This is a genomic window from Rhizobium sp. LjRoot258, from assembly GCF_964254185.1.
Taxonomy (GTDB): Bacteria; Pseudomonadota; Alphaproteobacteria; order Rhizobiales; family Rhizobiaceae; genus Rhizobium.
In genome coordinates this window covers 497,242-517,798 of record NZ_CAXUST020000001.1, presented here as the reverse complement: position 1 = coordinate 517,798, position 20,557 = coordinate 497,242, and the positions used below count along the sequence as shown (strand labels likewise).

General features: G+C 61.5%; 20 protein-coding genes. 8 read left to right on the top strand and 12 right to left on the bottom strand.

The window, feature by feature from the left end; all coding sequences use genetic code 11:
• Window positions 1–256: 256 nt before the first annotated feature.
• The gene (locus ACSQ9D_RS02570; protein ID WP_436281035.1) at window positions 257–1,597 is read left to right on the top strand and encodes an FAD-binding oxidoreductase; all 1,341 of its coding nucleotides are present in this window, start codon (window positions 257–259) and stop codon (window positions 1,595–1,597) included.
• 85 nt (window positions 1,598–1,682) lie between these two features.
• On the opposite strand, the gene purD is transcribed toward ACSQ9D_RS02570, so the two are convergent.
• The 7 genes from purD to ACSQ9D_RS02535 form a co-directional block, all read right to left on the bottom strand.
• On the bottom strand, window positions 1,683–2,963 hold the full coding sequence (purD, locus tag ACSQ9D_RS02565; protein WP_436281034.1) for a phosphoribosylamine--glycine ligase: 1,281 nt from the start codon (window positions 2,961–2,963) through the stop codon (window positions 1,683–1,685).
• An 82-nt stretch (window positions 2,964–3,045) separates the two neighbouring features.
• Window positions 3,046–4,989 (bottom strand): DUF2207 domain-containing protein, encoded by a 1,944-nt coding sequence (locus tag ACSQ9D_RS02560; RefSeq protein ID WP_436283751.1) that lies wholly within the window; start codon window positions 4,987–4,989, stop codon window positions 3,046–3,048.
• Between the two features lie 41 nt (window positions 4,990–5,030).
• The gene (locus ACSQ9D_RS02555; protein ID WP_436281033.1) at window positions 5,031–6,290 is read right to left on the bottom strand and encodes a 3-phosphoshikimate 1-carboxyvinyltransferase; all 1,260 of its coding nucleotides are present in this window, start codon (window positions 6,288–6,290) and stop codon (window positions 5,031–5,033) included.
• Window positions 6,291–6,380: 90 nt separating this feature from the next.
• A complete protein-coding gene (locus ACSQ9D_RS02550; protein WP_436281032.1) occupies window positions 6,381–6,932 on the bottom strand; it encodes a LemA family protein in 552 nt (183 codons plus the stop codon).
• Between the two features lie 334 nt (window positions 6,933–7,266).
• Window positions 7,267–8,202: a glycine--tRNA ligase subunit alpha gene (locus tag ACSQ9D_RS02545; RefSeq protein ID WP_436283750.1), complete on the bottom strand. Its 936-nt coding sequence runs from the start codon at window positions 8,200–8,202 to the stop codon at window positions 7,267–7,269.
• A 104-nt stretch (window positions 8,203–8,306) separates the two neighbouring features.
• Window positions 8,307–8,501, bottom strand: coding sequence for a hypothetical protein (locus tag ACSQ9D_RS02540; RefSeq protein WP_436281031.1), 195 nt, complete (start codon window positions 8,499–8,501; stop codon window positions 8,307–8,309).
• Between the two features lie 19 nt (window positions 8,502–8,520).
• Window positions 8,521–9,381 (bottom strand): S49 family peptidase, encoded by an 861-nt coding sequence (locus ACSQ9D_RS02535; protein ID WP_024314294.1) that lies wholly within the window; start codon window positions 9,379–9,381, stop codon window positions 8,521–8,523.
• A 169-nt stretch (window positions 9,382–9,550) separates the two neighbouring features.
• Here ACSQ9D_RS02535 and ACSQ9D_RS02530 point away from each other — a divergent pair, with 169 nt between their 5' ends.
• A complete protein-coding gene (locus ACSQ9D_RS02530; RefSeq protein ID WP_024314295.1) occupies window positions 9,551–10,891 on the top strand; it encodes an Nramp family divalent metal transporter in 1,341 nt (446 codons plus the stop codon).
• On the opposite strand, the gene ACSQ9D_RS02525 is transcribed toward ACSQ9D_RS02530, so the two are convergent.
• Both ACSQ9D_RS02525 and ACSQ9D_RS02520 read right to left on the bottom strand, forming a co-directional pair.
• Window positions 10,888–11,664 (bottom strand): tRNA1(Val) (adenine(37)-N6)-methyltransferase, encoded by a 777-nt coding sequence (locus ACSQ9D_RS02525; protein ID WP_436281030.1) that lies wholly within the window; start codon window positions 11,662–11,664, stop codon window positions 10,888–10,890. The two genes, ACSQ9D_RS02530 and ACSQ9D_RS02525, sit on opposite strands and share 4 nt — an antisense overlap.
• 7 nt (window positions 11,665–11,671) lie before the next feature.
• Window positions 11,672–11,899, bottom strand: coding sequence for a putative signal transducing protein (locus ACSQ9D_RS02520; protein ID WP_024314297.1), 228 nt, complete (start codon window positions 11,897–11,899; stop codon window positions 11,672–11,674).
• A 108-nt stretch (window positions 11,900–12,007) separates the two neighbouring features.
• Here ACSQ9D_RS02520 and ACSQ9D_RS02515 point away from each other — a divergent pair, with 108 nt between their 5' ends.
• The 4 genes from ACSQ9D_RS02515 to moaB all read left to right on the top strand — a co-directional run bounded on the left by ACSQ9D_RS02515 (window position 12,008) and on the right by moaB (window position 16,434).
• The gene (locus ACSQ9D_RS02515) at window positions 12,008–13,024 is read left to right on the top strand and encodes a polyprenyl synthetase family protein (RefSeq protein WP_024314298.1); all 1,017 of its coding nucleotides are present in this window, start codon (window positions 12,008–12,010) and stop codon (window positions 13,022–13,024) included.
• A gap of 130 nt (window positions 13,025–13,154) precedes the next feature.
• On the top strand, window positions 13,155–14,984 hold the full coding sequence (locus ACSQ9D_RS02510; RefSeq protein ID WP_436281029.1) for a tetratricopeptide repeat protein: 1,830 nt from the start codon (window positions 13,155–13,157) through the stop codon (window positions 14,982–14,984).
• Between the two features lie 6 nt (window positions 14,985–14,990).
• Window positions 14,991–15,899: a 4-(cytidine 5'-diphospho)-2-C-methyl-D-erythritol kinase gene (locus tag ACSQ9D_RS02505; RefSeq protein ID WP_436281028.1), complete on the top strand. Its 909-nt coding sequence runs from the start codon at window positions 14,991–14,993 to the stop codon at window positions 15,897–15,899.
• The gene (moaB, locus tag ACSQ9D_RS02500) at window positions 15,883–16,434 is read left to right on the top strand and encodes a molybdenum cofactor biosynthesis protein B (RefSeq protein ID WP_436281027.1); all 552 of its coding nucleotides are present in this window, start codon (window positions 15,883–15,885) and stop codon (window positions 16,432–16,434) included. The genes ACSQ9D_RS02505 and moaB overlap by 17 nt, the downstream gene beginning before the upstream one ends.
• Before the next feature lie 35 nt (window positions 16,435–16,469).
• Here the strand turns inward: moaB and ACSQ9D_RS02495 are convergent, their stop codons facing one another.
• Both ACSQ9D_RS02495 and ACSQ9D_RS02490 read right to left on the bottom strand, forming a co-directional pair.
• Window positions 16,470–16,787 (bottom strand): hypothetical protein, encoded by a 318-nt coding sequence (locus ACSQ9D_RS02495; RefSeq protein WP_037113750.1) that lies wholly within the window; start codon window positions 16,785–16,787, stop codon window positions 16,470–16,472.
• 185 nt (window positions 16,788–16,972) lie between these two features.
• The gene (locus ACSQ9D_RS02490) at window positions 16,973–17,491 is read right to left on the bottom strand and encodes a glycosyl transferase (protein ID WP_436281026.1); all 519 of its coding nucleotides are present in this window, start codon (window positions 17,489–17,491) and stop codon (window positions 16,973–16,975) included.
• Window positions 17,492–17,628: 137 nt separating this feature from the next.
• Here ACSQ9D_RS02490 and ACSQ9D_RS02485 point away from each other — a divergent pair, with 137 nt between their 5' ends.
• Entirely contained in the window at window positions 17,629–18,786 is a 1,158-nt protein-coding gene (locus ACSQ9D_RS02485) for a PA0069 family radical SAM protein (protein WP_436281025.1), read from the top strand.
• 110 nt (window positions 18,787–18,896) lie between these two features.
• Window positions 18,897–19,589 carry a ribonuclease HII gene (locus ACSQ9D_RS02480; protein ID WP_436281024.1) on the top strand — a complete coding sequence of 231 codons (693 nt, stop codon included), beginning with the start codon at window positions 18,897–18,899 and terminating at the stop codon, window positions 19,587–19,589.
• A 141-nt stretch (window positions 19,590–19,730) separates the two neighbouring features.
• On the opposite strand, the gene ACSQ9D_RS02475 is transcribed toward ACSQ9D_RS02480, so the two are convergent.
• Entirely contained in the window at window positions 19,731–20,168 is a 438-nt protein-coding gene (locus tag ACSQ9D_RS02475) for a DUF4168 domain-containing protein (RefSeq protein WP_436281023.1), read from the bottom strand.
• Between the last annotated feature and the right edge of the window lie 389 nt (window positions 20,169–20,557).

Below are 20,557 nucleotides of genomic sequence, written 5' to 3'. Positions count from 1 at the left end.
GGGTAAAAATTTAGGGAACTGACCCGATTTCGCGTCTTGCTCACGCCTTTTCGCGCTGTTCGGTAGCACCTGCCACCTGTGACCGCTTCTGCGCACAAAAGCGGCGGAACGGTCCATTGGCTCACGTGAAGCGTAACACGGTCCGACGCGAAACCATCTCGATACATATAACCTGTTTCTAATTTTTTCGATCGGAGGATGTTTCTGGATCGGACCAATATGTGCTAGAGGTTGTGCGAGTGTCGGGGGATGCAATGTGTCCAACTTATTGCTGAAGGAACTTTCTTTAGTAGGGCACCGCTGCCCTATCATCACGGCGGACCATCAGGATTATGATCGCTATCGCAAAATATGGAATGGTGTCGCCGATCGGCGGCCTGCTGCGATCGTCCGCCCGCAGAGTGTAGATGACGTCAGGAAGGCCGTGCATGCAGCGGCTGCATCTCGCGCCCTGCTTGCGGTGCGCGGCGGCGGCCACAGCCTTCCGGGATTCTCAACCTGCGATGGGGGACTTGTTCTCGATCTATCGGAACTAACTGCCATCGCCATCGATCGAGATACGCGCACGATCGAGGTCGGCGGCGGGGCACTCCTTGGCGATCTCGATCGCGCGACAGTTCCTGAAGGCTACGTGGTACCGGCAGGCGTGATTTCGCATACAGGTGTGGCAGGTTTAACCCTGGGTGGCGGCATGGGATGGGCCAGCAGGAGATACGGCCTTACCATCGACAGCTTGCTGGGTGCGGAGATCGTGACCGCGGCTGGCGACGTCATTTGGGCAAGCGCAACATCTGAGCCTGAACTCTTCTGGGGCGTTCGCGGCGGCGGTGGGAATTTTGGCGTCGTTACACGATTTAAGTTCGGGATGCATCCGCTGGGTTCCATCATAGTCGGCCAATGGAACTATCCTGCGGCCAACATGAGGCAAGCCCTACAGGCGCTGCGCGACCGAGCGCATGGCCAACCGCGCGACTTTACCCTCAATTTCACCGCGACAGCCACAGGTCTCAGCGTTACGGCAGTTTGGTCGGGGGATGCTGCCGTCGCCCACGCGGTCCTGTCACCGTTCGGAGCGCTGGCTGATGGCGGCATCGGGAGTGTCGACAAGCTGCCCTATCTCAGCCTGCAGAGCCGCAACGACGAGCACTTTGCCTGGTCGCGACGATATTATTGCAAGGGCGGTTTCTGGTCTGATGTAAGCGATGAAGCAATCGACGCCTTACTGCTCTCCATCGCCGATGCACCAACACCAGATTCCGAGATTTATGTGTTGCAGCTCGGAGGAGCAGTTACCGATGTAGCCGACGAGGCAACCGCGTATACGGGAAGAGGTGCAAGCTACTACTGGCTTGCAGAGCCGGTCTGGGACGATGCAGCCGATGACGATCGATGCATTGCCTGGGGGCGGATCACCGGCAATTCGCTTTCAACATTCTCGATGGCTGGGAACTACGTCAACGAGCAGGCCGATGCCGGCGCGGTCGTAGCTTTAGATGCGTATGGTCCGGAGAAGTACCAGCGGCTAGCGCGCCTAAAGACGCGGCTCGATCCGCACAATATGTTCCGTCTCAATCAGAACATCACGCCGCTGGCTTGAGTTCCCATTCACATCAAGGGTGCCACGTCGTTCCCGGCCGCCCGCCAAGGGCGTATCGAGGAACAACAGCACGTTGGTGGCAGGTCTACCGAACAGCGCTTTTTTCGCGTTCGATCGCGCGCCAGCCTATGTCGTGGCGGCAGAAGCCGTTGTCCCAATCGACCTTGTCGAGCAGCGCATAGGCGCGCGCCTGGGCTTCGCCAACCGTCTTGCCCGTGGCCGTGACGTTGAGCACCCGCCCGCCGGTCGCGACCAACGCGCCGTCCTTCAGGGCCGTGCCGGCATGAAACACCTTGGCGCCCTCTCCCGCTTCGGGAATATGGCGGATCGGCGTCCCCTTGTCGTAGGAGCCTGGATAGCCCTTCGATGCCACGACGACAGTCAGTGCCGGGTCGTCGGTCCATTCCGCGGAGACCTGATCCAGCGTGCCATTGGCGGTGGCAAAGAGAAGCGGCAGCAGATCGCTCTTCAGCCGCATCATCAGCACCTGGCACTCCGGATCGCCGAAGCGGACATTGTATTCGATGAGTTCCGGCCCCTTTGCGGTGATCATCAGGCCGGCGAAGAAGACGCCCGAGAAGGGGTAACCGCTGTCGGCCATGCCACTCATGGTCGGCTCGATGATTTCCTTCATGGTGCGTTCGATCATATGCGCGGTCATCACGGGCGCCGGCGAATAGGCGCCCATGCCGCCGGTGTTCGGGCCGGTGTCACCCTCGCCCGCCCGCTTGTGGTCCTGGGCGGTTGCGAGCGGCAGGACGTGCTTGCCGTCGCAGAGACAGAAGAAGCTCGCTTCCTCACCATCGAGATAGGCTTCGACAACGACCTCGGCGCCCGCTGCACCGAAGGCGCCCTCGAAGCAATCATCAACGGCTGCGAGTGCTTCATCGACGGTCATGGCGACCGTCACGCCCTTGCCGGCCGCAAGGCCATCGGCCTTGACGACGATCGGGGCGCCCCGCTCGCGGATATAGGCCTTGGCCTTCGGCGCATTGTTGAAGCGCTGGTAGGCGCCGGTCGGGATGTCGTAGCGGGCGCAGATGTCCTTGGTGAAGCCCTTGGAGCCTTCGAGCTGGGCCGCAGCAGCCGACGGGCCGAAGACGGCAAATCCTTCTGCGCGCAGCTTGTCGGCAATGCCGGCCACCAGCGGGGCTTCGGGGCCGACGACGACAAAATCGATCGCCTTATGCTTACAGAAGGCGATCAACGCATCGTGGTCATCGACATTGACCGCGACGAGCGTCGCGTGTTCGGCAATGCCCGGATTGCCGGGCGCGGCGTAAAATTCCGTCATCAGCGGCGATTGCGCCAGCTTCCAGGCCAATGCGTGTTCGCGTCCGCCCGATCCGATCAACAGAACCTTCATGCCCGTCCCTTTCGCGTTTCCGTCTGGCGGTTAAGGGGAGAGCGCCGAAAGGTCAAGCGAGAATGCTTGCCCGGCGTCAAGCTCACCAGCCGCCGCCACCACCACCGCCACCGCCGCCACCGGAAAAGCCTCCAGACGAGCCGCCGCCGGAAAAACCGGAAGACGAACTGGAGGGCGGCGCCGGAATGGTGGAAGCGATCGTCGAAGCCATCGACGAGGAGAAGCCGCCGATGCGATCGGAGAAGTTGCCGCTGCCGAAATTGCCGGAATACCACGAGGGGGCATAGGTTGCTGCAGCGGCGCCCGCCGCCGCTGCAGCAAGCCAGGTCTCGAAGGCGCGCGACCAGGGCTTTTCGACGCCGAGCGCCACAGCATAGGGCAAGAGCCTCTCGAAATGCTGGGGCGACATCTCGGGCGCCCCCGCCATATTCATGCGGTCCTTCTCGGCCAGCGTCATGTACTGACGCAAACCATCGATGCCATCCGTCAGCTTGGCCCCGAGCGGGGTCGGCGCGCCCATGATGAAGACGTAGAGCAGGTTCAGGAGGATGATGCCGCCGATGGCAAACAGCATCGGCGTCTCGTGGAGCTCGACCAGCGAGGAGAACAGCGCCAATGCCAGCGACGACACGATGCTGAAGCCGATAAAGGCGGCGATACCGATGGCGATCACGGACATGATCTTGGCGCCGAGCGATCTGCCGGGGCGAAACGACTTGGCAAAGCCGGCAACGAAGACAGAAATGAAGACGACGACGACGATCGGAATGATCATCAAAGCGATGGTCTCCGGCTCCAACGTTCCAAAGACGAAGAGGGCCACCAACGAGACGGCGCTGAGTGCGATACCGCCCGTCGTGTATCCAGTATTCGCATTGTAGTATTTGCCGCGGTGCTCGCGCTCGATGGCGGCCCGGAAACTGTCCCCCGCCGACTTCACCTTCGTTCCGTTGGCCTCGTCGATCGTCAGGGAGCCCTTGGCTCCGACGGCGTTGAGCAAGCTCGCTTCGCCGGCTTCCAACTTCTCCTTGGCGACCGGCTTGTCGGTGCGCCGGATGATGATCGCGTTCTTCAGGTCTTCCAGCACCACGTATCCGCGCACCGCGAGGTTGAGCGCCGTGGCCGACAGCGCCGTCCAGCCCTGCCCAGAAAAGCCGCGATTGTCGACATAGTTCACCAGCGCCGGCGAGATGCCGTCGGGCGGATCCCAGCGCGGCACCAGCACGCCGCGGGCCGGATCGCGGCCGACCTTCAGCCAGGAGCGCGTGTAATAGAGGAAGACGAGGATGAGGCCGCCGAAACCGAGGAAGTAGTCGCGGTTGTCGCTCAGCCACCAGCGCCGCTCGTCGTCGGCGCTCGGCGGATTGATAGAGCCTTTGGGCATCTTGACGGCGATCGTCAGCCCTTCGCCGGCGTTGAGCGGCCGGGTCGTCGAGAACAGCAGTCGATTACCGTCGCCGGAAACGCTTGCATTCCTGTCCGTCGCGCCCTGCGGGCCGGTGAAGAAGGCGGTATCCGTCGCGCTGACCCCATCCGGAAGGTTCACCACCGCCGTGGCCGTCAGGATCGGGAAGATCCAGCCGTTGCCGGTCACGTTCCAATAGAGCTCGTCGTGATCGTCGAAGTAGCGGATCTGGCGATTGGTGCGGTAGGAGAAGACGTATTGGTGGTGGCCTGAGCTTAACGACACATCTTCCGAGCCGGCATAGATGCGGATGCCGCCGCTTTTGGACTCGGTGTGCCAGGGCTCTTCGCGGCCGTCGCGCTTGACCGAGACCACGTCGAAGTCCACGCGGCGGAGGCGGCCTTCCGCGTCCCGATAGGTCAGCGGAAAATCGCGGAAGATGCCGCGCCTGATCCGGTTGCCTTCGGCGTTGACGGTGATCGTCTCCGTCACCGTCATCGCGCCGCTCTTTTCCAGCACGATGTCGGAGGCGAATGCGTTGATCACCTCCGCAGCGGTGGCGCCACGCGCCGCAAGCATCAGAAACAGAACGAAGCAAAGGCCGAAAAGCCGTCGGATCATCATACCCCTCGCCTGCGGCGTCCCGGCCGCGTCAGATAATGTCAGCCCGCGTCGGCATAGGTCACGCCAAGCCCTGCCAGCGTCCGCCAGTAGGCCGGGAAGGTCTTACCGACGCAATCCGGATCGAGGATCGTGATGCCGGCGATCCTCAGGCCGGCGAGCGCGAAGCTCATGGCGATGCGGTGATCGGCGAAGGTATCGATCTTGGCCGGCAGGCGCTGGCCCGCGAGAGCCGGATCGGACTGGACGATCAGGTCGTCGCCTTCCTCGCGTGCCAGATCCGGACGTATCTGCATGAGGCCGGTCGAGACCGCGCGGATGCGGTCGCATTCCTTGACGCGCAGATTGGCGATGCCGACGAAACGAACGGGCGTCTCGTTGAAAGCGGCCAGAACGGCAAGGGTCGGGACGGCGTCCTGCATCTGCGAGCCGTCGATGACGGCAGGAAGATGCGGGAACTTGGCGATCAGATCGTAGGCCTTCGCATCCGGCTGCGTGAACGCGCCGTTCGCGACACCGAGATCGATCTTGCCCGATGTCAGCACCTCAGCCGCCCAGAGGTAGGTTGCCGCCGAGGCATCCGGCTCGACCACAAAGTCGGCTGCCGTGTAACCGGTCGGCTCGACGCGCCAGGTCACCGGGCTCGTCTTCTCGACCTTGGCACCAAAGGCGCGCATCGCCGCGGTCGTCAAATCGATATAGCCGAGCGCACCGATATCCTCGCCAAGCAGCTCGATCGTCACCGGCTTGTCGCCGCCAGCGGCCATCATCAGGAGCGCTGAGACATACTGGCTGGACAGGCCGCCATCGATCTGGATGCGGCTCGCCTCAAAACGACCGGTGCCATTGACGGTGACGGGCGGGCAGCCGGTTTCGGTCGATGCGTCGATGCCAAGCGACCGCAGCGCATCGACGAGCGGGCCGATCGGGCGCTTGCGCATATGCTGATCGCCATCGACGACAACCGTGCCGTCCACCAGGGCGGCAGCAGCCGTCAGGAAGCGCGTCGCCGTTCCGGCATTGCCGAGGAAGAGCGGTACCTGCGGTGGCAGCAGCTTGCCACTGCCGGTGACGACGAAGCTCGTATCATCAGGCTCGTCGATAATCACCCCCATGGCGCGGAGAGCGTCGGCCATATAACGCGTGTCGTCGCTCTTCAACGCACCGGTCAAGCGGCTGGTGCCCTTGGCAAGACCAGCCAGCAGCAGCGCGCGATTGGTGATCGATTTCGACCCGGGCGGGATGGCGCGGCCTGTCAGCGGCTTGCCCGGCGGGATGATGGTGAGCTTGTCTTTACTCATTACCTCTTTTCCGTCTTTGCGCGAAAGCTGTTTCCAGCCACGATCATGTCCTGCTCATAGCAGCTTTTGCGCAAAGGCAAATGGCGGATGTCAGAACTTAACCGAGGGAACGGCGCGATCCGCTTCGTTGGCGATCTCGAAATACTCGCGCTTCTGGAAGCCGAACTGGCCGGCGACCAGATTGGATGGGAAGCTCTCGACTTTGACGTTCAGATCGCGGGCCGCGCCATTGTAGTAGCGGCGGGCCATCTGGATTTCGCTTTCCATCGTTTCGAGCGAGGTCTGCAACTCGCGGAAATTCTCGTTCGCCTTCAGGTCGGGATAGGCTTCGGCCAGCGCCAGCACGCGGCCAAGCGCCTGACCGAGCAGGCCTTCCGCCTGGGCGCGGCCGGCGACATCGCCTGCTGGAACCGATTGGGCCTTGTTGCGGAGGGCAACGACCTCTTCGAGAGTCGTCTTTTCGTGCGCCGCGTAACCCTTGACGGTCTCGATCAGGTTGGGGATCAGGTCGGCGCGGCGCTTCAGCTGCACATCGATGCCGGACCAGGCTTCCTCAGCCATCTGCCGGGCACGAACAAGGCCGTTGTAAATAAAGACGGCATAGAGCGCGGCCAGAACGACAAGACCAAGAACGATATACATCGCGAATCCCCCGCAACGACAAAAAATATGCCGGGAGACTATGCGCGTTACTGCGGATTGTCATCCCGCATTTCCGGCCTCTTTCGGGGCGATCGATAGCAACGGGTAGTGAAAAATCACGATACCGCCGGGTGCGCGGACACCATATTTTCATTCTGCACGATCGAGATAGACGTGCGTGAGAAACTTGCGACGAGGATCATTCAGTATGAGCGCAGTACTTTTCCTGCTCAACACGCTGGCCATCGCTTCGTACTTCTTTGTCCAGAAAATGGCGCGTCCGGTGGAACGCCGTGTCGAGGTCAGAAGCGACGAACGCCGCTGACCGCCACCCTCAAGCGGCGGTTTTCGCCAGATCTACCCCACCCGCGTCCGTCAGCAGGAAGGCTTCGCCGCAGGCCTTGGCCAGCGTGCGCACCCGCAGAATGTAGCTCTGGCGCTCGGTGACCGAGATCACGCCGCGCGCATCCAAAAGATTGAAGACGTGGCTTGCCTTGATGCACTGGTCATAGGCCGGGAACACGCACTTGTGCAGCAGCTGGTTCGCATTGTCGCCCGGCGCGCCGGCGGCGAGAAGCGCCTGGCACTCCTTCTCGGCGTCAACGAAGTGACGGTGCAGCATCTCCGTATTGGCGTATTCGAAATTGTGGCGTGAATATTCCTGCTCAGCCTGCAGGAAGACGTCGCCGTAACTGATCTTCTCGTCGCCCTCGCGGCCGTTGAAGTTCAGGTCATAGACGTTGTCTACGCCCTGGACGTACATGGCGAGGCGCTCCAGACCATAGGTCAACTCGCCCGCGACAGGCGAGCATTCGATGCCGCAGACCTGCTGGAAATAGGTGAACTGCGACACTTCCATGCCGTCGCACCAGCACTCCCAGCCGAGACCCCAGGCGCCGAGCGTCGGGCTTTCCCAGTCGTCCTCGACGAAACGGATGTCGTGCAGCAGCGGGTCGAGACCGATCGCTGCGAGCGAGCCGAGATAGAGTTCCTGCAGGTTTGGCGGGTTCGGCTTCAGGATGACCTGATACTGATAATAGTGCTGCAGGCGGTTCGGGTTCTCGCCGTAGCGGCCGTCGGACGGGCGGCGCGACGGCTGCACGTAGGCAGCCTTCCACGGCTTGGGCCCGAGCGCACGCAGCGTCGTTGCCGGGTGGAACGTACCGGCGCCGACTTCCATGTCGTAAGGCTGCAGAACTGCACACCCCTTGTCCGCCCAGTAGGTGTGGAGCGTGAGGATCAGCGCCTGAAACGAGCGCTTGGGGTTCATATGGTCGGGGAGTGCGGCTGCAGACATGGAACGGCTTCCGAATTCGTATAAAAGTGCGCGGACAGGTGCCATGCCACGCCAAACGGGTCAAGGCTTTTGCAGCCCTACTCGTCCTCGTCCTTCTTCAGATGGTATTCGCCGGTAACCGGATCCTTGACCAGCGTGCCGATGGCGCCCGTCTGGCGCTCCTTCTCGGCACGACGGGATCGCTCGGCGAGCCGCTTTGCATCCGCGATGAAGCGGCGGTAGAGAACCCAGGCGCCGACCACCAGCACGACGATAATTATCAGTTGCGGCATGATGCCAGCCTTCACTCCCTCACAGCCCGAATCGGCTCCACAATGCCTTCTCCTCGGCCGCCTCGACAAGTCCGGTTGCAAGACCGGCGCCGGCGCCCTCCAAGCTGGCTGACGATATACCCGGAATGCGTCGTCCGAAAAGACCACGCGCTGGCATCACCAGCTCGAGCTTGCTTTTGGCCCCGTAGCGGCGCTTCAATTCCTGCCGCATGTCGCCTAGCCCATCGACCAGGCCCAGCTCAAGTGCGCGCATACCGGTCCAGAAAAGCCCGGAGAAGACTACGTCGTCATTCTTCAGCTTGCCGGCACGCCGCTCGCGAACCATGGAGATGAAAACCTGATGGATCTCCAATTGCAGGGTCTTCAGGTATTCGATGTCCTTTTCCTTCTCCGGCTGGAAAGGATCGAGGATCACCTTGTTTTCTCCGGCCGTATAGACCCGGCGCTCCACGCCGATCTTCTTCAAGAGCTCGGGAAAACCGAAGCCGCCGGAGACGACGCCGATCGAGCCGACGATGGAGGTGGGATCGGCAATGATCTCGTCGCCGGCAAGCGCGATCATGTAGCCGCCAGATGCCGCAACATCTTCGACGAAGACGAGAACCTTCTTCTGCTTCTCGCGCGCGAGTTCGCGGATGCGGGTGAAGACGAGGCGCGACTGCACCGGGGAGCCGCCGGGCGAATTGAGCGAGATGGCAACCGCCGGCGCATCCTTGAAACTGAAGGCCTTTTCGAGGACTTGCGCCGTTGAGGCGAGATTGAGGGTGGGCCGGAACTGGCTCCCGCCGCTCATGATCGGCCCGTGAAGTCGAACGACGGGGATCACCATGCCTTCCTTGCGGAAACGCTTCGGCAGCAACCTCTTCAAAAATCCGGCCATTTTCCATCCTTTGCGACGATGTCAGCGAACGTCTTCCATGTATGCAACGGAGCGACAAACGCAATGGCCGCAGCAGAAAACATCTGTCGCTCACAAATCTTGTTGCGAATGACTTGCATTATCATTCCAATCAGACATACTGGCCGCATCGATAATAGGCGGACACTGCATGGACATCGTAAATCCGAACGCGAAGGCCGGCTGGCGACACGAACGTGAAGAGGCATCGCTTTCCGATGTCTACCGCTCCGTCCAGACGCACACACATGGTACACGCTGGCGCCGCATCGCCGCGTTCCTCGGGCCCGGCTACATGGTGGCCGTCGGCTATATGGACCCCGGCAACTGGGCGACCTCGCTCGCCGGTGGTTCGAAGTTCGGCTATGCCCTGCTGACCGTCGCCTTGCTGTCCAACCTGATGGCGATCGTCCTGCAATCGCTCTGTGCGCGCCTTGCGATCGCTTCCGGGCGCGACCTTGCCCAGGCTTGCCGTGACGCATACCCGAAATACGTCTCCGTTCCGCTGTGGGCCTTTGCCGAAATCGCCATCATCGCGACCGACATCGCCGAAGTGATCGGCACGGCGATCGGCCTCAATCTGCTCTTCGGCATTCCGCTTGAGCTCGGCGTTCTCATCACGTCGCTCGACGTGTTCCTCATCCTCTATCTGCAGAAGATAGGCTTCCGCTGGGTGGAAGCCTTCGTGATCGCCCTGCTCGCCATCATCGCCGTGTGCTTTGGCGTGCAGATCTTCCTGGCAGACCCGGAATGGGGTGCGGTGATCCGGGGCTTCTTCCCGACGACCGAGATCGTTTCCAATCCCGAGATGCTCTACCTCGCGCTCGGCATTCTTGGCGCCACCGTAATGCCGCACAATCTCTACCTGCACTCGGGCATCGTCCAGACCCGCGCCTATGGCCACACGGTGCCGGAAAAGCGCCAGGCGCTGACCTACGCGACGATCGACTCGACCGTGGCGCTGTGCTTCGCGCTCCTGATCAATGCATCGATCCTGATCCTGGCCGCTGCTGCCTTCCATGCGAACGGCAAGACGGATGTCGTGGAACTGGGCGAGGCATCTTCGTTACTCGCACCGTTGCTCGGCCTGGCAATCGCTCCAACGCTCTTCGGCATCGCGCTCCTCTGCTGCGGCCTGAATTCGACGGTTACGGCAACGCTTGCAGGCCAGATCGTCATGGAAGGCTTCCTGAAGATCCGGCTTCAGCCGTGGGTTCGCCGCCTGATCACCCGTGCGATCGCCATTGTTCCGGCCGCCTTCGTCACGATCTGGTATGGCGACAAGGGCACAGCGGAACTGCTGATCCTGACGCAGGTCGTGCTCAGCCTGCAGCTTTCCTTCGCCGTCTTCCCGCTCGTGATGTTTACGGCAAGCAGGGCGAAGATGGGCGCGCTGGTCGCCCCACGCTGGTTGAGTGCGATTGCCTACGTGATCGCGGTCCTGATCGCGGGTCTCAATGTCAAGCTGCTGTTCGACTTCGTCGTCGGCTAGCGCCTGATGTAGGCCGCCCGGCCATTGTTGAGATCATCCACGAAGGGGGAGAATTTATGCGTTCCCTCCTCGTGCATGATAAGTGGCGCGCGCAGCGAAAGCCGCGCGCGCGATCCTTTGATCGCGGTGACGAGGATACGCACGGCGCTCTCGCCTTCGCGTGGATGGATCGCGGTGACCTCGATGCCGCCGAAGCGGCGTCCGCACGCGTCGATGATCTCGGCAATCGATTCCGGGCGTGCGATCAGCGACAATTGCCCGCCAGGGATCATGATCGCTCCGGCCGTCCGCACCCAGCTTTCGAACAGTCCTTCCGTCATCGCATGTGCCTCTGCCTTCAAGGCATCGGGCGTCCGGCGATCGCCCGCATCGTTGAACGGCGGGTTCATGATGACATGATGGAAGCTCTCGTCGGGGAGACCAGCTTCGTTGCGCGCCTTCGCCCTTAGCGTTACGTCCGCCTCGACGACCGAAACGCGGCCCGCCACATGCGCATTTTGAGGCAGGAGGATGCTGCGGCGCGCATAGTCGGCCATCTGGCCGGAACGCTCGAAGAGCACGACTTCGGCGGCCGGCAGCCGCGACGCGACGGCCAAGCCGGCGGCGCCTGCGCCGGCACCGAGATCGGCGACCTTGATCGGACGGTCGTCGGCGACGAGCGCAGCAAGCAGCATTGCATCCATGCCGGAGCGATGCCCCCTGCCCTTCGGCTGCACCACATGGAACAGCCCCCGGTGAAAGGCGTCAATCGTCTCGGCAAGATCTCCCGTCATCTCAGGCTCACTTCGGAGCGCGCAATTCGCCGCCGAGCCCGGCATCCACGAGAATGCGCCGTGCCTGGTCAGCTTGTTCGTCATCGACGAGGAGTCGGCGCGGCAGCATGCCGAGCGACCCTTCCAGAATGCTCATCCCTTGATCGGCAATGAAGCAGTGGATCCCCGCATCCTTCAACAAGCTCTCCGCGTAGGAGAGCAACACGGGATCATTGGCGCGAATAAGTTCATGCATTTGCCGGAAAATCCCTTTCAAATTTGCGCGACGCGACAATTCACCCCTTGCCGCGCCAATCGCCCCTTTCTATTGTCGAACTCAATAATTTAACAGGAGTCCGGGTCGTTGGGCGTGGTCATACCGCTTGAAGAAAGCAAAAACAAACTGGCATCCGTCAAGCCGCTGGTCGATTTGACCAAAGCGGACATGCAACGGGTGAACCAGCTTATCCTCTCCAAGGCCGGTTCCGACGTCCAGATGATTCCCGAAGTGGCCAACCATCTCATCTCGTCCGGCGGCAAGCGCCTTCGTCCGATGCTGACTTTGGCGTCTGCTGCGCTATTCGGCTACAAGGGCGAGAACCACATCAAGCTTGCGACATCAGTCGAGTTCATGCACACGGCGACGCTGCTGCATGACGACGTCGTCGATGAGAGCGACCTTCGCCGCGGCAAATCCACCGCCCGCATGATCTGGGGCAACCAGGCGAGCGTGCTCGTCGGTGACTTCCTGCTTGGCCAGGCGTTCCGCATGATGGTCGATGTCGGCTCGCTCGATGCGCTCGATGTGCTCTCCTCGGCGGCATGCGTGATCGCCGAAGGCGAAGTGCTGCAGCTTTCCGTCGCCAAGAACATGGAAACGACGGAAGACGACTACCTCGCCGTCATCCGCGCGAAGACGGCAGCGTTGTTTGCCGCAGCCGCCGAAGTCGGCCCGATCGTCGCCGATGCCGGCAAATCCGGCCGCAACGCGCTGAAGTCCTACGGCATGAACCTTGGTCTCGCTTTCCAGCTTGTCGACGATGCGCTGGACTACGGCGGCAAGGCGGCCGATCTCGGCAAGAATGTCGGCGACGACTTCCGCGAAGGCAAGATTACGCTTCCGGTCATCTTGGCGTATCGCCGCGGAACCGAGGAAGAGCGCGCTTTTTGGCGGCAGGCCATTGAAGGCGGCGAGAGCAGCGACCAGAATCTCGAAAAGGCGCTTGGCCTGATTACCAAGTATGGCACGCTGAACGACACCATTGCCCGGGCGGTTCACTACGGCACGATCGCACGCGATGCGCTCGCACCGCTTCCCGAAACGGGATGGAAGTCAGCCTTGCTGGAAGTCATCGACTTCTGCATCGAGCGCGTCAATTAATCGACGGTCCCTGATCGCGGGCTGAATTTATTGCAGGGCCGCTCCAAAAAAGCCATCCTGTTGTGAGTCAGTCATTTCAACTGATTTTGCAGTCGGACGAGGCCGGCTGCCCGACAAGAGAGGTTTTCTAATGCGGCAAAAACTTGCCATCCGTCTTCTTTCGAGCGCAGCCATGGCAGCGGTCCTATCGCTGGCAGCGCTCGGCGGCGTGAATGCCGAAGAGACGGCCAAGAAGGACGATGCCGCCACGGTGATCTTCGATCCGGATAGCGTCACGAGCTTCTCCGGCGCATTTTTGGCCGCCCGGACCGCCGATGTCGATCACGACTACGAGACGGCGATTGAACTATACAAGAAGGCGCTGCAGATCGAGCCGGGAAATCCGGAAATCCGCCAGCGCCTGATGATCTCGCTGCTTTTGAACGGCGACATCAAGGATGGCGTGAAGTATGCCAACGACCTGAAAGGCGATCCAACGGTCGAACGCATCACGACCATCGTGCGCAGCATGGATGCCATTCGTCGCGGCGAATACAAGACCGCTGAATCGCTTCTGAAATATACCGGCCCGAACGATCTCGACCGAATGATGAACGATCTGCTTGCCGCCTGGGCCCGCGTCGGCGCCGGCCGTGGCAAGGAAGCTCTCACCATGGTTCAGAGGATGAAGGGGCCGGATTGGGTCGGCATCTTCAAATCCTACAACGCCGGCGCGATCGCGATCGTGAACGGCGACATAAGGGCCGCCCGCCAGAACCTCAACGACGCCGTACTCGACAAGGATGGCGGTGCGACCGCTCCCGATACCTTCATGCGCGCCGTCATGGCTCTCGCCCGACTGGAAGCCTCCCAGGGCAACAAGCAGAAGGCGCTCGACGCGATTTCCGTCGGCGACAACCTGCTGCCGAACTACGCCCCGCTCAATGCGCTGCGCCAGAGCATCGAAAAGGGCGAGAAGCAGGAGCAGCAGATTCAGACCGCCAAGCAAGGCGCTGCCGGCGTACTCTTCTCCATCGGTGGCGCGCTGAACCGCGACGGTGCCGAGGATATCGTTTCGCTCTACCTGCAGACAGCCAAGACGCTGGATCCGGATAGCGCTGATACGCTCGTCATGCTCGGCGGCATTGCCGAGAAGCAGGAGCAGATGGACCGCGCGATCGCGCTCTACAAGCAGGTGCCCGAGAACTCGCCGATGCGCCGCATCTCCGAGCTGCAGCTCGGCCTTGCCCTTGCGCAGGGCGGCAAGGTGGAGGAAGCGCGCAAGCACCTTCAGAGCCTGATCGCCTCTGATCCGAAGGACGTTCGCAGCTACCTCGCCTACGGCAGCGTGCTGTCGGATGCGAAGGACTACGCCGCCATGGCCGACAATTACGACAAGGCCGTCGAAGTCATCGGCCCGTTGCCGGGCAGGGGCGCATGGACGGTCTTCTTCCAGCGCGGCATTGCCTATGAACGCCTGAAGAAATGGGACCAGGCAGAGCCGAATTTCCGCAAGGCACTGGAACTCAACCCCGACCAGCCGCAGGTTCTGAACTACCTCGGCTACTCCTGGATCGACATGAACCGGAACCTCGACGAGGGACTGGCGATGATCAAGAAGGCGGTCGATCTGCGTCCAGACGATGGCTACATCATCGACTCGCTGGGCTGGGCGTATTTCCGGCTGAACCGCTTCGACGATGCGGTCGAGGAATTGGAGAAAGCAGCGCAGATCAAGGCCGGCGACGCGACGATCAACGACCATCTGGGCGATGCCTACTGGCGTGTCGGCCGCAAGCTCGAAGCCGTCTACCAGTGGAACCGGGCGCTCGGCTCCGAACCCGAGGGATCCCAGATCCCGAAGATCAAGGAAAAGATCGCCAACGGCTTGCCGCAGGATACCGACAACTCCAAGGCGGCTGACAAGAAGCAGCCGGATCCGGCGCCGGTCGAACCGAAGCCCACGGACAAGAAGTCCTGATAGGCGATGCCAGAAGCGAGTATGCGCGATGACCTGACCGTCATCGAGGACGCTCCGGCAAAAATCAATCTGGCCCTGCATGTGACGGGCCAGAGACCCGACGGCTACCATCTGCTCGATATGCTGGTGACCTTCACCCGGCATGGCGACCGGCTTGAATTTACGCCGGCTGAGCGAGACGAGTTCGTGATATCAGGGCGCTTTGCCGAAGCGCTCGTCGACGACGGCCACGACAATCTTGTCCTGAAGGCCCGGGATTTTCTGCGCAGTGCGGTCTCTCGCGAGAGCGGCATCGCTCCCGCGGTTCGCATCGATCTCCAGAAGAACCTGCCGATTGCGTCCGGAATCGGCGGCGGGTCGGCCGATGCGGCAGCGACGCTTCGCGGCCTGACGCGGCTCTGGAACGTGTCGCTTCCGAATGCGACCATCGAGGCGATCGCCATCCGGCTTGGTGCCGACGTGCCCATGTGCCTGGCGAGCAGACCACTGATCGCGCGCGGCATAGGCGAGCAGATCACCCCTGTCGACGACATGCCCGCCTTTGCCATGGTGCTGGCGAACCCGCTGAAAGCCATATCGACGCCCGAGGTTTTCCGGACGTTGACGAGCAAGACCAATCCGGCACTCGACATGACGCCGCGTTCCACCTGGATCGAGACGATAGGCTCGATGCGCAATGACCTTGAGCCGGTCGCTCGAGACCTGCTGCCCGAAATTGCCGAGATCTCGGCGATGCTGAAGAAGCAGGGCGCCTCCCTCATTCGCATGTCCGGTTCCGGCGCCACCTGCTTTGGCATCTTTGATACGCTTGGAGCGGCAGAGACGGCGGCCGCCGCGCTTCACAGCGAACGGCCGGACTGGTATTTCGAAGCAACGGAAACGACTGCTGGAGGACACGATGCCAGGGCTGGATGAAACGCGCCCCTTCATTCCTGTCGGCATTGCCGTGCTGACGGTCTCGGATACCCGCACGCTCGGCGACGACCGCTCCGGCGATACGCTGGCCGCCAGGATCAAGGAGGCAGGTCACCGGTTGGTAGACCGCGCAATCGTCCCTGATGACCCGCAGGCGATAGCTTCGCGGGTGAAGGCCTGGACCGAACGCGATGATATCGACGTCGTCATCACCACCGGGGGAACCGGCTTCACCGGCCGCGATGTCACGCCAGAAGCTCTGGAGCCGCTTTTCGAAAAGAGGATGGATGGCTTTTCGGAAGTGTTCCACCGCATCTCCTACGACAAGATCGGCACCTCGACGATCCAGTCGCGTGCCACGGCGGGCGTTGCCAACGCAACTTTCATCTTCGCACTGCCAGGCTCGCCCGGCGCCTGCAAGGATGCCTGGGATGGCATACTCAAATCCCAACTCGACTACCGCCACATGCCTTGCAATTTCGTGGAGATCATGCCGCGTCTCGACGAACATCTAAAGCGCGGCACAGGCAAGTAACGGACTGCTCCGGCAGAAGAACTTAACCTGCCGTTCTATGTCCCTATGCCCGGCAGAGCAGGCATTGTCTCCCAGCTATCACCGGACAGCAGGATGCAGCTTACGCCGCGAACATCCGTGATGAGCAGCGTCCACGTGCCGCTCTGCGCGGCGTAGACCTCAAGCATGGCGTTCTGGTTGACCAACCCAACTGCCGTCAGCCTTTCGGCAAAGTTCTTGTCGAGGAAATTGACGACCTCGGATCGGCCTGCGCAACTGCGCATCATCTGCGATGCAGCCGAATGCGGATGCGCGATCATCGATGTCGTCAATATGACGGCCGACAACAGGCCGCGGATCATATTGCGTTTCATGACGCACCTCCTTTTGCCGGAAACCGGCAGAAGAGGAGACTTCCGCTGACCTGTTCTGCCGTCTGCCGGCATTCATGGTCGACCGTCACGAAGCGAGGCGCTCGGGCGGCGCCATGCAGGAATTATAGCGCAAAATTGTATCGGGCGCCATCATTTGCGGGGGAGCCGAAGGAGAGCACGCGCAGCTACCGCGCCGCGCGCGCAACCCAAGAGGGAATGAGTTCGCTGGACAGCTTGCGGAGCGTCTGCCCTTTCGCGAATTCGGAGAGGCGCATTCCGCTTCGTGCTGCGGCGATGGCCTGTTTCTTGGGAAGGAGAAGCCCGAGTTCCAGCGGCGACGACGCCCGGCGGATGCGCTGCAGAAAAGGACGCCGATATCCGCGCGAAGCGGTGAACCGTGCAGGCAGCTTATTCAGCGCCATGTACTCGGCAATCTCGTCGATCCAGCCGGTCTGCGGCCGCGCACCGGGCTCGACGAAAAGCAGCCACTCTCCTCGTGCCGAGCGCACTATATCCTTGATATCCCATTGCGAATGAAAACGGCAGCCGGCAGCATCGGCCACCCTCGACGTCCCGTCCCGCGAGTCATGGTCAAGCACCACAACGTCACTGACAAGCCCCTCCACTGCGCCTGCAACCAACACCGATAACGTCTGCGCCAGCTCAGGCTCCTGATCCTGGCATTCCAGTACAACAGTCAACATTGCCTATTCATAGAGCGCCGCACAAAATTTTGCCAGCGGCACTTTCCTCATTTTGTTCTTGCATTGTTCTCTTTTTGCCGATAGGAATTTAATCATCAAAACGGATGGAAGCAAAGCTTCCGCCAGCGGAGAATCCAATGAACGAGCAGTCCCTTGCAGGGCAGGCCGCATTTGCGCCTGCCAATACGGCAGATATTGCCGATGCGATGATCGTGTCTGCCGGTCTGCGGATCGATGTCGACCGTCGCCGCGGGCGTGCGGCCGGGCTCAATCCGAGTGGTCGCTTCGAGCCTCTGCGCCGTGAGACTTTCGACGATGGCTGGCAGAACCTTGAGGATCTTCCGCCGTTCAAGACCGAAGTGCAGATCGAAAAGCCGCGGACGGCCATCACGCGCAACGAATCGCCAGACATTCCCTTCGACCGCTCGATCAATCCTTATCGCGGCTGCGAGCATGGCTGCATCTACTGCTTCGCGCGGCCGACGCATGCCTATATGGGCCTTTCCGCCGGTCTAGACTTCGAAGCCAAGCTCTTTGCCAAGCCGGATGCAGCGAAGCTTCTGGAGCGAGAATTGGCGAAGCCCGGTTACAAGCCGCGCGTCATCGCGATCGGGACCAACACCGATCCCTACCAGCCGATCGAGAAGGAATGGCGCATCATGCGGCAGATTCTCGAGGTGCTTGAGAAGGCCAACCATCCGGTTTCGGTTGTTACGAAGTCGGCAATGATCCTGCGCGATCTCGATATTCTCTCGGCGATGGCCGAGAGGAACCTTGTTCGTGTTTCGCTGTCGGTGACGACGCTCGAGCGCAAGCTCGCGCGGACCATGGAGCCGCGAGCCTCGACGCCGACGCGTCGGCTGGAGGCTATCCGCGTACTCTCCGATGCGGGTGTCCAGACATCGGTGATGGCAGCGCCCATGATTCCGGCGCTTAACGATCACGAACTGGAGCGCATTCTCGACTCAGCCCATGCCGCGGGCGCGAAGGAAGCGGGTTACGTCATCCTGCGCCTGCCATTCGAAGTATCGCCGCTGTTTCGCGACTGGCTGTTGCAAAACTACCCCGACCGCTACCGGCACGTCATGTCGCTTGTCCGTTCGATGCGCGGCGGCAAGGATTATGACGCGGAGTTCGGCAAGCGGATGAAGGGAGCTGGCCCCTATGCCTGGCAGATTGCGCGTCGTTTCGAGATGGCCACGAAACGGCTTGGCATGACCCGGCGCAGCATGCCGCTGCGCGACGACCTCTTCGTTCCGCCTGATGGCAGCGGCGTGCAGCTATCGCTGCTTTGATATTCCAGCTTTGCGGATGGTCGCCCTGCCCGTCCGCGCCCAAGTCCCCGGCCCGCCGCCCTGATCCGGGGACTTGCAGGAAATCGGGTTGGCGTGCGAGGTTCAGCCGCATGAAACCTCGCACGTCACCCGATTCTCCTATGCTTTTCGAAGATGTCCCCCTGGTGCCGGATTTTCGGCTGGAGCTGAAGGCGCGCAAGGCCGGTCATTGGCCGGTCGCGGGCGCTGATGAGGCCGGACGCGGCCCGCTGGCCGGCCCGGTGGTGGCGGCAGCCGTCATTCTCGATCCAAAACGCATTCCTGATGGCTTGAACGATTCGAAGCAGCTTTCGGCACAGAAGCGCGAGGAGCTTTTCGTTCAGATTCTTGCGACGGCGACCGTATCGATCGCCTCCTCGAGCTCGACGCGCATCGACGAGACGGATATCCGCAAGGCCAGCCTAGACGCCATGCGCCGCGCCATCTGCGGCTTGTCGATACCTGCAAGCTATGTGCTGACCGATGGACTCGACGTTCCACCCGGTCTCGCCTGTCCCGGCCAAGCGGTCGTCAAGGGTGACGCGCGCTCTGTTTCCATCGCTGCCGCCTCCATTGTCGCCAAGGTGACGCGCGACCGAATGATGGCGCGTGCGGACGCCGTCTTCCCCGCCTATGGCTTTGCCGCACATGTGGGTTATGGCACAGCGCAGCATCGCGCCGGCATTGAGCGGCATGGCCCGTGCCCGCTTCACCGCATGAGTTTCAGGCCGTTGAAGAAGGACGGAACCGAGGTCGGCGCGACGCAGGAGATGCTGCAGGAGTAGCGTCTTGCCGTGTAGCCCGCCTATGAGAATGGGGCTTTGCACGCCGACTTTGTCGTAACCACGACAGATCGCATGCGAAGCGGCCATCAGACCGCTTCGCATGCGTGAACCAGAGTTCAAGCGCGCAGTCGCGGAGTACGCCTACTGCTGTGTCGCGGGCTGCTGTGTAGGTGCCGATTTCTGGAGCTTTTCCTGAACTCTCTTGACCAGCGCCGGATCGTTCTGCGCGGCTGTTAGAATTGAATTATATTCCTCTACCGATATCCCTGGAGAGCCTTCCACGGCCTGAACCATTTGCTTACTGCCCTCGCTCTGCAGTTGTTGCTTTGCCCCAGCATCCTGCGTTGCTTCGAGCTTGGCTGCGTATTCCTGCCTGATCTTGTCGACCTGCAGGTAGGCGACCGCAAAGGCCTCGATCTTCTGATCGCTGACGGCTGCGGCCTCGCCTTTGCTTTCTGGCTGCACTTGGATCGGTTGCTTCTCCGGAGCTGCCTCCTGTGCGGACGCAGGCGTGCTGAAAGGCACCAAGCCGAAGGCTGCAGCAGTCAACAACGCAGCTGCAATGTAACGAGTGGTCATATATTCATTCCTCCGTGATGATACGGCGTGAACGGCAGCGCGCTGCCTTGGCCGTGGGTTAGGGTTGAGGAATGATCCGGCGACAATGTGATTGTGCGACGTTTTTGGTGCGGCAATAGCGGGGCGATCCGCCGACCATTGAATGGCGCCTTTATGGCAGGCGGCTGCCTTTCAGCTAATCAGGCGGCCATGTGCCCGGCCAGGATTTGATTCCGGTTCGCGCGGATGTCGTCAATGTCCTCGCATCAAAGCATGTGATGGCCCTGCTCGATATGCCCGCAATATTTTTCCGATCGCCGCGTCGCCTCCTCGTCCATGAAGGCGAGAAGCGCATTCAAACGCTTGACAGCGAGATCGGACATGGCGACGCGCTGATCGTTTGACAGATC